Here is a 12,593-nt window from a genome sequence, read left to right as displayed (position 1 = left end):
CGCTTCCTGCCCCGCCTACTCCGCCGGCGCCGGTTCCTGACGGTTCGGCTCGTTCCGCTGGCTGGCGAACATCTTGCCCATGTGACGGCCGAAGAAGCCGGCGATGTCGTCCACGATGGTGAAGATCGGCGGGATGAACAGCAGCGACAGGAAGGTCGACGAGATCAGCCCCCCGACCACGGCGATGGCCATCGGCTGCCGGAACTCGACGTCCGCGCCCCAGCCGACGGCCACCGGCATCATGCCGGCGCCCATGGCGAAGGTCGTCATCAGAATCGGCCGCGCCCGCTTGTGCGCGGCGTCCATGATGGCCTCGAACCGGGTCATCCCGTCCTTCTCGGCCATGACGATATAGTCGACCAGCAGGATGGAGTTCTTGGCCGCGATGCCCATCAGCATCAGCACCCCGATCAGCGACGAGATCGAGAAGCTGGACTGACCGATCATCAGCGCCACGAAGGCCCCGCCGATGGCCAGCGGCAGCGAGGCCATGATGGTCACCGGATAGGCGAAGCTGCGGAACAGCAGCACCAGCACGGCGTACATCAGCAGGATGCCCGTGGCGAAGGCGACTGCGAAGCCGGTGATCATCTCCTGGATGAACTCCTGATCGCCCGCCGGGGTCTTGGACACGCCCGCCGGCAGGTTCTTGACCGACGGCAGCGCCTGCACCAGCGCATCGGCCTCGCCGGAGCGGATGCCGTCAAGTTCGGCCGTGATCGAGGCGATCCGGGCCCGGTCCTGCCGCAGCACCTGCGATGGTCCCGCTCCAAACTGGATATCGGCCACGGCGCTCAGCGGCACGGCGCCGCCGGTGCTGGTCGGCACGCGCAGGTTCTCCAGCACCGCCAGATCCTCACGGGCGTCGGCGGTCAGCTGCAGCCGGATCGGCACCTGCCGGTCGCCCAGATTGTATTTGGGCAGGTTCTGCGCCACGTCGCCGATGGTGGCCACGCGGATCGTCTGCGAGATGTCGCGCGTCGACACGCCCATCAGCGCGGCCTGATCCGGCCGGGGAACGACGAGGATTTCAGGCCGCGCGATCGAGGCGGTGTTGACGACATTGGCCAGACCCGGAACCGTCCGCATCTCGGCCTCGATCTTGCGCGCCGCAGCCTGCAGGGCGACCGGATTGTCGCTCAGGATGGCGAAGGTGTAGCTGGTGCCGTCCGACGGCCCGCCCCCCTGCTGGGCGGCGCCGGAGCCGATGCGGGCGCCCGGAATCGACTTCCAGCCGTCGACCATCTCGCGCTGGAAGTCCTGCTGGCTGATCGACCGTTCGCCCTTGTCGACCATGTCGGCGTAGACGTTGGCCTGATTGACGTCCTGTCCGCCGACCGCCGCATAGACCGAGGTGACCTCCGGCCGTTGCTGCAGGTCACGGGTGATCCGCTGCACGACGGCGTCCGTCTGGCGCAGGGTCGCGCCCGGCGGCAGCTCGACGGAGAAGGCCGCCCGCGACTGGTCGCCCGACGGCGAGAATTCGAACGGCACCTTGGTGGCCAGGACGATGCAGCCGACGAACAGGAGGGTGCCCAGGGCGAACACCTTCCACCGGTTCCCCAGCGACCAGCGCAGCGACTTCAGATAGCCGCCCATCCAGAACGGATCCCGGTCCTCGTGCTTGTGGTGCTTCAGCAGATAGGCGGCCATCAGCGGCGTCAGCGTCCGCGCCACGACCAGCGAGAAGGCCACCGAGACGCAGGCGGCGAGGGCGAAGGCCTTGAAGAACTGGCCGATGATGCCCGGCATGAAGCCAACCGGCGCGAACACCGCGAGGATGGTGGCCGTGGTGGCGACGACGGCGAGGCCGATCTCGTCCGCCGCCTCCATTGAGGCATTGTAGGGCGACTTCCCGTCCCGCATGTGCCGGACGATGTTCTCGATCTCCACGATCGCGTCGTCGACGAGGATGCCGACCGTCAGCGACAGCGCCAGTAGGGTCACCACGTTCAGCGACTGGTCCAGCGGCCCGAGAATGGCGAACGCCGGGATCAGCGACAGCGGCATGGCCATGGCGGTGATGAAGGTCGCCCGCCAGTCGCGCAGGAAGATGAACACCACCACGACCGCCAGCACGGCGCCCAGCAGCAGGGCCTCCAAGGAGGCGATGTAGCTCTCCTCGATGTATTCGACGCTGGCCGTGACCTGTTCGATGGTCAGTTCCGGATGGGCCGCGTCGATCTCGAGCACGCGTTCGCGCACCCGCTCGGCCACCTTGACCTCGCTGGCCGTCCGCGAGCGCAGGAAGTTGAAGGTGACGGCTTCCTGCCCGTTGTACCGGGCCAGACGGCGCGGCTCGCTCCAGTGGTCCTCGACCGTGCCGAGGTCGCCCAGACGCACCGAACGCCCGCCGCCCAGCGGCACCAGCGTCTCGCGCAACTGCTCGATCGAGCCGGCGGCGCCGAGGGTGCGGATCGACCGCTCGGACCCCGAAATGGTCACCCGCCCGCCCGGCAGGTCGCTGTTGACCGCCGTCAGCGCCTGGCTGACGGAGGCGGCCGTGAGGCCGTAGGAGGCGAGTCGGTCCGGATCCAGTTCGACCCGGATCTCGCGGTCCACGCCGCCCGAGCGGTTGACCTCGCCGACGCCGCCGATGGCCAGCAGCGACCGGCTGACCTCGTTGTCGATGAACCAGCTCAGCTCTTCCGGCGTCATCGTCGACGACCGCACGACCCAGGTGATCAGGGCGTCGCCGGTGATGTCGATCCGCTGGACGCCCGGCTCCTGCATGTCCTGCGGCAGGTCCGCGCGCAGGCCGCTCATGGCGTTGCGGACGTCGTTGGTCGCCCGCTCCGTATCCGTGCCCAGCTCGAACTCGATGGTGGTCACCGACGAGCCGTCGGTGATCTGCGAACTGATGTGGCGAACTCCCGAAAGGCCGGAGAGGGAGTCCTCGATCAGCCGGGTGACCTGAACTTCCATCTCGCTGGGGGCCGCGCCCGGACGGCCCGCGGCGACCAGCACCAGCGGGAAGTCGATGTCCGGATTGTTGTTGATCCGCATCCCCATGAAGCCGTTGACGCCCGCCAGCGTCAGCAGCACGAACATGAGGATGATCGGGATCGGATTCCTGATCGACCAGGACGAGATGTTCTTCATCGTCGCGGCCTATTTCTTCGCGGGAGCGGCGGCCGGCGCGCGCGCCGGGGCTGCGGCCGGACGGGCGGCGGCAACGTTCACCCGGTCACCTTCGCCGAGGAAGCCCGCCCCCTCGACCACGACCCGGACCCCGGCCTCGATGCCGCTCACGGCGGTGCGATCGGCGGCGCGCGACAGCACCGTCACGGGCCGGAAATGCGCCCGTCCGTCGGTCCCCATCACGAACACCCCCGCACGGTTCTCGCGGTACAGCACGGAGGCCGTCGGCACGGTCACGGCCGGCTGGGCCCCGACCTCGATCCGGGCGCGGGCGAACATGCCCGGACGGAAGCCGCCGCCGCGCAGGGCGATGCGGGCCACGCCCAGCCGGTTCTCGGGGTTCACCTCGGGCGTCACGATCCGGACGGTCCCCGTCGTCTCCCCGACCTGATCGGACGAGATCACGGCGCTCTGGCCGGCGCGGACCAGCCGCAGCTCCGTCTCCGGCACCTGCGCGTCCAGCTCCAGCCGGCCGTCGCGAACGATGCGGAACAGCTCCGTTCCGGGCGAGATGATCTGCCCCCGGGTCACGCTGCGGCTGATCACCAGACCCGAAACCGGCGCCTTGATGGTGGCCTGCGACAACCGGGTGCGGGTCTCCGACAGCGACGCCCGCGCCGCCGCCACATTGGCCTGTGACGCCCGCTGGTTGGCCAGGGCCGTGTCCAGCCCCGCCTGGCTGAGGAAGCCGCGCTCCTTTAGTTCCTGCGCCCGTCCCAGCGCCGCATCGTCGCGCGCCGCATTGGCCTCGGCCGTCTGCACAGCCGCCTGCTGCTGCCGCAGCTGGGCCTGCAGCAGGGCGGGGTTCATCTGCACCAGCGGCTGGCCCTGCCGGACATAGCTGCCCTCGTCCACGAACACGCCGGTCGCCGTCAGGCCGCCGGTTTCGGCGCCGACAGGCACCTCTTCCCAGGCCGAGACGCTGCCCGAGGCCGTCACCGTCCGGGGCAGGTTCTGCAGCGTGGCGGTCGCGACGCTGACGGTCAGGCTGCTCGCGCCCGCGCCGCCGGCCTTGGTCTCGGCCTTCTTCTCACCCTTCTCGCCGCCGCCGCAGGCGGCCACGGTCAGGGTCGCCGTCAGGGCCAGGGTCATGGCGGCCGCGCCGGCCCAGCTGTTCCGCATCGTGTTCTGCACGTCTGATCCCCATGCCGCGCGGAGGGGAGCCGCGCGCCTGTCGTTCGGCCGCCGATCCGGCGCGCCTTGTCATCCGCCGTTGAATAGACGTTTCAGGGCCTCTTCTCAAACGCCAATCGACGGCCTTACGCCGATGTAATCCGCCACAAAAACAGTAGCGGAGCCCGCCGGAGGCCTGCGGGATCGCCGCCCGCGTTGGCGATCCGGCCCCGCCGTGCTACCGGCGCGACCATGACGACCCCTCCCATCGAACGCATCAGAAATTTCAGCGTGGTCGCGCACATCGACCACGGCAAGTCGACCCTGTCCGACCGCCTGATCCAGGTGACCGGCGGCCTCACCGCGCGCGAGATGAGCGCCCAGGTGCTCGACAACATGGACATCGAGAAGGAGCGGGGCATCACCATCAAGGCGCAGACCGTGCGCCTGCACTACACGGCGAAGGACGGGCTCGACTACGTCCTGAACCTGATGGACACGCCCGGCCACGTCGACTTCGCCTATGAGGTCAGCCGCTCGCTGGCCGCCTGCGAGGGCTCCCTGCTGGTCGTCGACGCCTCGCAGGGCGTCGAGGCCCAGACCCTGGCCAACGTCTACCAGGCCATCGACAACAACCACGAGATCGTCCCGGTCCTCAACAAGATCGACCTGCCGGCCGCCGAGCCCGAGCGCGTGCGCGAACAGATCGAGGACGTCATCGGCATCGACGCCTCCGACGCCGTCATGTGCTCGGCCAAGTCCGGCATCGGCATCGAGGATGTGCTCGAAGCCATCGTCACCCGCCTGCCGGCGCCCAAGGGCGACCCCGACGCCCCGCTCAAGGCCATGCTGGTCGACGCCTGGTACGATCCCTACCTCGGCGTCGTCGTCCTCGTCCGCGTCTTCGACGGCACGCTCAAGGCTGGCCAGCGCGTCAAGATGATGCGCAACGGCTCGACCCACCTGATCGACCGCGTCGGCGTCTTCCTGCCCAAGAACACGCCGGTCGAGAGCCTCGGCCCGGGCGAGGTCGGCTTCATCACCGCCCAGATCAAGGAAGTCGCCCACGCCGCCGTCGGCGACACCATCACCGACGAGAAGAAGCCCACCGCCGAACCGCTCAAGGGCTTCAAGGAAGTCCAGTCCGTGGTCTTCTGCGGCCTCTTCCCCGTCGACGCCGCCGACTTCGAGGACCTGCGCGCCGCCATCGGCCGCCTGCGCCTGAACGACGCCTCCTTCACCTATGAGATGGAATCCAGCGCCGCCCTCGGCTTCGGCTTCCGCTGCGGCTTCCTCGGCCTGCTCCACCTCGAGATCATCCAGGAGCGCCTCAGTCGCGAGTTCAACCTCGACCTGATCGCGACCGCCCCCTCGGTGGTCTACAAGATCAAGCTGCGAGACGGCTCCGAGATCGACCTGCACAACCCGGCCGACCTGCCCGACGTGATGCAGATCATCGACATCGCCGAGCCGTGGATCAAGGCGACCATCCTGACCCCCGACGAATACCTCGGCGGAGTCATCAAGCTGTGCCAGGACCGCCGCGGCGAGCAGAAGGAGCTCAGCTACGTCGGCTCCCGCGCCCTCGTGGTCTACGAACTCCCCCTCAACGAGGTCGTCTTCGACTTCTACGACCGCCTGAAATCCATCTCCAAGGGCTACGCCTCCTTCGACTACGAGCTGACCGACTACAAGAACGGCGACCTCGTGAAGATGAGCATCCTGGTCAATTCCGAGCCGGTCGACGCCCTGTCCATGCTGGTCCACCGCAACCGCGCCGAGACCCGCGGCCGCGGCATGGTCGAGAAGATGAAGGAGCTCATCCCGCCCCACCTCTTCCAGATCCCCATCCAGGCCGCCATCGGCGGCAAGATCATCGCCCGCGAGACCGTCCGTGCGCTGCGCAAGGACGTGACCTCGAAATGCTACGGCGGCGACGCCACCCGAAAGAAGAAGCTCCTCGAGAAGCAGAAGGCCGGGAAGAAGCGGATGAGGCAGTTCGGGAAGGTCGAGATCCCGCAGGAAGCCTTCATCGCGGCGCTGAAGATGGACGAGGATTGAGCCCACCGTCGCGCTGAAACACAAACCGGGGTTCCGCGGTTAACCAGCCCGCGACACGGGAGCTCTGGATGCGGGAAATCACGGCTGAGGCGGCGGTCCATCGGCTGCACAGCCTTTCGGAGCTTCAACCCGACGACCGGGCGCTGGTCGCGGGCGTGCCGGGGCGGGCGGTGACCTATCCGGCGGGGTCGGTGCTGCTCCAGCAGCAGCAGGCCATCGTCAATCCGCACCTGCTGCTGTCGGGCTGGGCGTGGCGGACGCGCACCCTGCCGAACGGGCGCCAGCAGGTGTTCGCCATCGTCGTGCCGGGCGACTTCATCGGCCTGTGCTGGCGGCCGAAGCCGCGGGCCCTGTCCTCGACCATCGCCATCACGGCGGTGAAGACGGCCAACGCCCAGTCGCTGTGGCCGGTGATCCGCGGCGGGGGCCAGGAGAACCCCGGCCTGTGGGAGGCCCTGACCCTGGCCTCGCGCCATGACGAGATGCGGCTGCTGGACCAGGTCGTGCGTCTGGGGCGACAGACGGCGCTGGAGCGGGTCGTCAGCCTGATGTTGGAGCTGCACGCCCGGCTGAAGACGGTCGGGCTGGCGGACGAGCGCGGCTTCGAAATGCCGCTGACGCAGGAGGATCTGGCGGCGGCGCTGGGGCTCAGCGTGGTGCATGTGAACCGCACGGTGCAGCAGCTGCGGCGCGAGGGGCTGGCGGAGATCGGCAGCGGGCGGGTGGAGTTCCTCGCGGTCGACCAGCTGAAGACCCTGTCCAGCTTCGAGGCCACGGCCCAGCCCTACGCCGAGGCGATCTGAGCCGCGGGAACAAATCGGACGCCGCGCGTTTGAAGCCCCGCCAGATGCCATTTCAAGAGGCGCCTGCGCATGTCCGACACCCAATCCGACAATCTGTACCGCAACGACAACAAGGCCCTGTCGTCCGGGAGCCAGTCGGCGGACCTCAGCCGCTCGGGCGGCACGCCGGTCGAGCAGCAGACGGCGCCCGACGCGAGCCGGCCCGACCCCGATCAGGACAGCCAGGGCGCGGTCGACGCGGGCGGCGGCTCGGCGCGCGCGGCGCCGGCTCCGGCGTCCGGGCACGAGCGGCCGACATCCGACGAAGGCTCAGGCGGCGGGGAGGGGACCGCCGGCGGAGGCGCGTCGGCCCCGGCCTCGTCGGTCGCGCCGGGACCGGTGGCGGCAGGGGAGGGGGACGACGGTCAATCCTCCGCGCGTGACGGCCGCATCGGCGGCGACCTCGATCATGAAGGCGAGATGACGCTCGGCGGACGGGCGGACTGGACCGACCACGAGGGCGGACAGCATTCGCGCGAAGGCGAGATCACCGTCGGCGGCTCGACCGACACCTCCGCCGGGCTGGAGGGGGCGGCCTCGCGCGTGACCGATGGGAGCGCAGGGCTGGGCGACGGGCTCGGCGACTTCACGGACGGGCTGCGCGATCCGGGTGAGGCGCTCGACGGCGCTCTCGACCGGGTGGACGACGCCCTGACCTCCGTCACCGGCGTGCTGGGCGGCGCGCAGGCGGCGCTGACATCGGCGGCAGGCGAGGTGGCGGACCTGCCGGCCGTGTCGCTCGCCGGGGTAGAGGACGCCGTGTCGGAGCTCGGCGCGGTCGACGCGTTGACCGACTCGCTGCCGGACGTGGCGTCCAGCCTGCCACACGACGTTACGTCAGGCCTCGCCGAACAACTGCCGGACCTGGACCCGGTGATCAGTTCGGGCGCGTCCAACGGCTTCCTCGCGGGCCTGTTCGATCCCGCGAAAGCGGTCGTGGACGCCGGCTCCGTGGGGGGCGGCGAGGACCTGACCGACGCCGTTTCCGGCCTGCTGGGCGGGTCGGACGACGATGGCTCTGACCACAGCTTGACTGATGACGGGCTCGACCTTGGCCTTTAGATCAGTTGTTCATAACAAATGATAATGTCAAATAAGATTAATGGCTTAGTTGGAACGGCGATAATCACTATCAGTTTAGTGGCTGCGACCACCGACATTCATACACATCTGGCAAGACGGTGAAGTCGCATCAACTGAATAGGAGATACGACAATGGCTATCCTGAACAACGTCTTTGGCGGCGGTGAAGAGTCCGAGCAAAGCTCGAACAACGATTCCTCGGCTGCCGGCGTGCTGGATTCGGTGACGGATCTGGGCGTCGACTATGAAACCAACAGCGAAGACATGAACGAGGACGGCGAGACCTCCAGCTCGCATGACTCGGGCTCGTTCGGCACGAACCTCGACACCGACAGCCTGCTGGGCGGCTCGAGCAGCAACTCGTCCGACAGCATGTCCGACACGGACGACGAAGGCGGCGGCGTCCTCTGACGACCGCTCTGACGGGGGCGGCTCCGGCCGTCCCCGCCCCCTTTTTCCGATGCGCCTCCCTGAAGGCCGATAGCGAATGCCCGCAACCCCATCGGCCCGAGAGGCCCCCAAGGACGAATTCGCCACCGCGCTTCGCGCGTGTTTGCCGTTGTTCTGGACGGCCGTGGCCTTCGCCGGCGGCGTGAACCTGCTGTTTTTGGCCTCTCCGCTTTTCCTGCTGCAGATCTACAACCGCGTCATTCCCAGCGGCAGCATCCCCACCCTGATCGCCCTCAGCTTCGCCCTGCTGATCGCGCTGGTCACCATGGTGGTGCTCGACGCCATCCGCGCCCGCGTGCTCGTCCGGGCCGCCGCGCGCCTCAACCGCATTCTCGCGCCCCGCCTATTCCAGGCCGTCGTCGATTCCACGCTGTCGAAGGGGCCGCCGCTGCGCAACGCCCAGCCGATCCGCGACCTTGATGCCTTCCGCGGCGCCATGGCCGGACCCGCGGCCCAACTGTTCTTCGACGCCCCGTGGTCGCCGCTGTTTCTGCTGGTCCTGTTTCTGCTGCACCCGCTGATCGGCCTGCTCGGCGTTCTCGGCGCCGCCCTTCTGCTCAGCCTCGCCTTCATCAACGACGCCCTGACGCGCGAGGATGCGGCCGAGGCCAGCGCGGCGGCCGCCCGCAGCTACGCCTTCGCCGACAGCGTCGTCCGCTTCGCCGATCCCATCCACGCCATGGGCATGGAGGACGCCCTGCGCTCGCGCTGGCAGATCGATCGCGACGACATGATGGTCAAGCAGAGCGGCGGCAGCGACCGCGCCGCCGACCTGTCGGCCTTCATCCGCTTCTGCCGGCTGGTGCTGCAGGGCTGCGTGCTGGCGGTCGGCGCCCTGCTGGTGATCCGGGGATCGATCCTGCCGGCCAGCATCTTCGCCGCCAGCCTGCTGCTGGGCCGCGCCCTGTCGCCGCTGGAGCAAGCGGTGATCGGCTGGCGGCAGATGGCGCTGGCGCTCAACGCGGGCCGCAACGTCCAACGCGTGCTCAGCGCCGCCCCGCCGCCGGGCCGGCCGACGCGGGTCGCGCCCGCCGACGCCTCGGTAACCCTCGAGCGCGTCACCTTCGTCCCCGGCGCAGCCAACCGGCCCGCCCTGCGCGACATCAGCCTGACCATCGCCAGCGGCGAGACCGTCGGGGTCGTCGGCGCCAGCGGCGCGGGCAAGAGCTGCCTCGCCCGGCTGATCGTCGCCGCCTCCCTGCCGACCAAGGGCAAGGTGGCCATCGGCGGCCTGCCGACCAGCCGCTGGACCGCCCCGGCGCTGGCGCGGCAGATCGGCTTCCTGCCCCAGAACGTCGGCCTCTTCCCCGGCACCATCCGCGACAACATCGGCCGCTTCCAGGAGTGCAGCGACAAGTCGATCATCGAGGCGGCCAAACGCGCCAAGGTCCACGACATGATCCTCGACCTGCCCGACGGCTACGACACCGTGGTGGGCGAGGGCGGGGCCGGCCTGTCCGGCGGCCAGCGCCAGCGCGTGGCCCTGGCCCGCGCCCTGTTCGGCTCGCCCCGCCTGCTGGTCCTCGACGAGCCCAACGCCCACCTGGACGCCGAGGGCGACGAGGCGCTGGAGGAGGCGCTCAAGGCCTTGCGCCGCACCGGGACGACCATCGTCATCGTCGCCCACCGCCTCAATCCGCTCGCCCACGTCGACCGCGTCCTGATGCTCAGCAAGGGCGAACTGGAGCTGGACGGCCCGCGCCGCGCCGTCATCGAGCAGGTGCCGACCGAGACGGTCGAGCATTTCGCCCAGCCGTCGTGAGGGATCCGGGATGAAGCTGCACATCGATCCCGACCGCATCGCCCGCCGCATGCCGCTCGACTGGCTCGACCGCTACCGCAAGGGCGTGTCGGGGCCCGAGGGCGCGCTCGACGATTCCCGCCGCGTGGTGCGCATCGGCCTGATCGTCATGCTGCTGTTCTTCGGCCTCCTGCTGCTGTGGGGCGCCTTCGCCCCCCTGTCGGGCGCGGCCGTCGCCAGCGGCGTGGTCACCGTCGCCGGCAACCGCCAGTCGCTGCAGACCCTCAACGGCGGCGTGGTCGATCAGGTGCTGGTGCGCGAGGGCCAGAAGGTGGGCGCCGGCCAGATCCTCGTGCGCATGAACGGCCTGTCCGCCGGCGGCCGCTATCAGCAGTCCCAGGCGCAGAAGGACGGCCTGCGCGCCGCCGAGGCCCGGCTCGTCGCCGAGCGCGATAACCTCGAGGCCATTCCCTTCCCCTCCGACCTGCTGGCCCGCCAGTCCGATCCGGGCGTGCAGCAGGTCATGGCCAACCAGACCGCCCTGTTCACCAGCCGCAAGCGGGTCTTCGACGCCGACCGCGCCATCTATCAGGCCCGCGTCCGCCAGGCGAAGTCCGAGGCCGACAGCCCCCGCCAGCAGCTGGCTTATCTGAACGAGCAGGTGCGCGGCATGCGCTCGCTCTACGCCCGCGGCTTCGCGCCCAAGAGCGTGCTGTTCGAACTGGAGCGCACCCGCGTTGACCTGGAGGCCCAGGCCATCTCCGGGGCCGCGCGCGCCGCCGAGGCCGAACTGGTCGCCGCCCGCGCCGACGAGGCCCGCACCGGCGAGGTCGTCGAACAGCTGCGCCTCGTCCAGTCCCAGCTGCAGCAGGTCAATCCGCAGCTCGCCGTGGCCCGCTACAACGCCGAGCGCGACGTCGTCCGCGCCCCCGTCGCCGGCGCCGTCGTCGACCTGTCCCGCTTCGCCCCCGGCTCCATCCTGTCGCCCGGACAGAAGATCATGGACCTGCTGCCCGAGGGCCGCGCCTATGTGGTCGAGGCCCGGATCAAGCCGGAAGACATCGACGACGTCCGGGTCGGCTCGCGCGCCGACGTCCGCTTCACCACCGTCCATCCGCGCGGCCCGTCCAAGGTCGGCGGCGTCGTCACCACCCTGTCGGCCGACCGCCTGACCGATCCCGCCACCGGCGCCGGCTACTACCTGGCCTATATCGCCCTCGACGCGCAGGATATCCGCGGCGACGACCTGACCCTGACCGCCGGCCTGCCCGCCAGCATCAACATCCGGACGAAGGACCGCAGCCTGCTGGACTATCTGTTCGCCCCGCTGCTCGACGCCTTCAGCCGCGCCGGCCGCGAGGAATAGCCGCCGGTCGACCGCCGCCGCCTCCTGCGCTATCCCCGCCGGGACAGCCCCGTGAGGACCGCACAATGACCGACGCAGCCCGGCCCGCCTTCGAGCCGCTCAACGATCTCGAACGCCTGCTGATCGCCGCCACCTCGGGCGGCCCGGCCGAGCGCGCCGCCTTCGAGGCCGCCGTGGCCGACGCGCAGCTGTGGGTCCTCCCGGCTCCCGGCCCGACCGCCGCCGACGAGATGCGCCTGCGCACCGCCACCCAGAAGGACGGCCGCGCCGCCACCGCCGTCTTTACCGCGCGCGAGCGGGCGACGCAGGTCATGGGCCCCGACGCTGCCCCCGTCGCCCATACCGGCCGCGCCCTGCTCGAGGCCATCCGCGAGAACCCGGCGGTGCTCAATCCCGGTCACGGCTACGGCGTGCGCTGGAGCCCCGACGCCATGGCCATGCTGATCGGCCGTCCCAACCCCGCCCCCGGCCAGCGCTTCCCGACCCAGGTGGCCAGGCCCGCCACCACGCCGCCCGGTCTGGTCGAGGCCCTGACCCGCGAGCTCGCCGCCGCCCCCGCCGTCAAGGCCGCATGGCTGGCGCTGGCCCGCTGGAACGACGGCGAGGAGGGCTTCCTGCTCGACATCCGCGCCGCCCCCGGCGACGCGGCCATTCCCGTGCTGATGAACCGCGCCCTCGACGGCCTGACGGTCGACGCCCGCCTCGACGTGGTCACGGGCCCGCCGGACGAGGCTCCCGGCGCCGGTCTCGAGATCGTCGCGCCCAGAGCCTGACTCCACGGCGCCTGACCGCCGCC

9 protein-coding genes are annotated in these 12,593 nt (G+C 70.0%); 7 read left to right on the top strand and 2 right to left on the bottom strand.

Translation table 11 applies throughout. From position 1 onward, the window contains the following. Nucleotides 1–15: 15 nt before the first annotated feature. Complete coding sequence (locus GGQ87_RS02515; protein ID WP_168045135.1) at nucleotides 16–3,102, bottom strand: efflux RND transporter permease subunit; 3,087 nt, start codon at nucleotides 3,100–3,102, stop codon at nucleotides 16–18. Between the two features lie 9 nt (nucleotides 3,103–3,111). Then, complete coding sequence (locus GGQ87_RS02510; protein WP_342448287.1) at nucleotides 3,112–4,275, bottom strand: efflux RND transporter periplasmic adaptor subunit; 1,164 nt, start codon at nucleotides 4,273–4,275, stop codon at nucleotides 3,112–3,114. 231 nt (nucleotides 4,276–4,506) lie between these two features. On the opposite strand from GGQ87_RS02510, the gene lepA reads away from it, so the two are divergent. The 7 genes from lepA (at nucleotide 4,507) to GGQ87_RS02475 (ending at nucleotide 12,570) form a co-directional block, all read left to right on the top strand. Beyond that, nucleotides 4,507–6,315, top strand: a complete 1,809-nt coding sequence (lepA, locus tag GGQ87_RS02505; RefSeq protein ID WP_168045134.1) for a translation elongation factor 4 — start codon at nucleotides 4,507–4,509, stop codon at nucleotides 6,313–6,315. Nucleotides 6,316–6,383: 68 nt separating this feature from the next. Beyond that, nucleotides 6,384–7,118 (top strand): Crp/Fnr family transcriptional regulator, encoded by a 735-nt coding sequence (locus tag GGQ87_RS02500; protein ID WP_168045133.1) that lies wholly within the window; start codon nucleotides 6,384–6,386, stop codon nucleotides 7,116–7,118. Nucleotides 7,119–7,187: 69 nt separating this feature from the next. Next, nucleotides 7,188–8,219 (top strand): hypothetical protein, encoded by a 1,032-nt coding sequence (locus tag GGQ87_RS02495; protein ID WP_168045132.1) that lies wholly within the window; start codon nucleotides 7,188–7,190, stop codon nucleotides 8,217–8,219. 153 nt (nucleotides 8,220–8,372) lie between these two features. Then, nucleotides 8,373–8,651, top strand: a complete 279-nt coding sequence (locus tag GGQ87_RS02490) for a hypothetical protein (RefSeq protein WP_168045131.1) — start codon at nucleotides 8,373–8,375, stop codon at nucleotides 8,649–8,651. A gap of 76 nt (nucleotides 8,652–8,727) precedes the next feature. Then, nucleotides 8,728–10,452, top strand: coding sequence for a type I secretion system permease/ATPase (locus GGQ87_RS02485; protein WP_168045130.1), 1,725 nt, complete (start codon nucleotides 8,728–8,730; stop codon nucleotides 10,450–10,452). Nucleotides 10,453–10,462: 10 nt separating this feature from the next. After that, a complete protein-coding gene (locus GGQ87_RS02480) occupies nucleotides 10,463–11,797 on the top strand; it encodes an HlyD family type I secretion periplasmic adaptor subunit (RefSeq protein ID WP_168045129.1) in 1,335 nt (444 codons plus the stop codon). A 65-nt stretch (nucleotides 11,798–11,862) separates the two neighbouring features. Next, the gene (locus GGQ87_RS02475; RefSeq protein WP_168045128.1) at nucleotides 11,863–12,570 is read left to right on the top strand and encodes an SseB family protein; all 708 of its coding nucleotides are present in this window, start codon (nucleotides 11,863–11,865) and stop codon (nucleotides 12,568–12,570) included. The last annotated feature ends 23 nt before the right edge of the window (nucleotides 12,571–12,593 follow it).

It is taken from the genome of Brevundimonas alba, from assembly GCF_011927945.1.
GTDB lineage: Bacteria > Pseudomonadota > Alphaproteobacteria > Caulobacterales > Caulobacteraceae > Brevundimonas > Brevundimonas alba.
Note: the sequence above shows the minus strand (reverse complement) of the source record. Positions and strands in the feature narration are given on the sequence as shown.

What these genes read in the sequence shown, in the direction of transcription:
- GGQ87_RS02475 (WP_168045128.1), top strand. Translation starts at nt 11,863, where the DNA reads ATGACCGACGCAGCCCGGCCCGCCTTCGAGCCGCTCAACGATCTCGAA.
- GGQ87_RS02490 (WP_168045131.1), top strand. Translation starts at nt 8,373, where the DNA reads ATGGCTATCCTGAACAACGTCTTTGGCGGCGGTGAAGAGTCCGAGCAA.
- GGQ87_RS02485 (WP_168045130.1), top strand. Translation starts at nt 8,728, where the DNA reads ATGCCCGCAACCCCATCGGCCCGAGAGGCCCCCAAGGACGAATTCGCC.
- GGQ87_RS02500 (WP_168045133.1), top strand. Translation starts at nt 6,384, where the DNA reads ATGCGGGAAATCACGGCTGAGGCGGCGGTCCATCGGCTGCACAGCCTT.
- GGQ87_RS02515 (WP_168045135.1), bottom strand. Translation starts at nt 3,102, where the DNA reads ATGAAGAACATCTCGTCCTGGTCGATCAGGAATCCGATCCCGATCATC.
- GGQ87_RS02480 (WP_168045129.1), top strand. Translation starts at nt 10,463, where the DNA reads ATGAAGCTGCACATCGATCCCGACCGCATCGCCCGCCGCATGCCGCTC.
- lepA (WP_168045134.1), top strand. Translation starts at nt 4,507, where the DNA reads ATGACGACCCCTCCCATCGAACGCATCAGAAATTTCAGCGTGGTCGCG.
- GGQ87_RS02495 (WP_168045132.1), top strand. Translation starts at nt 7,188, where the DNA reads ATGTCCGACACCCAATCCGACAATCTGTACCGCAACGACAACAAGGCC.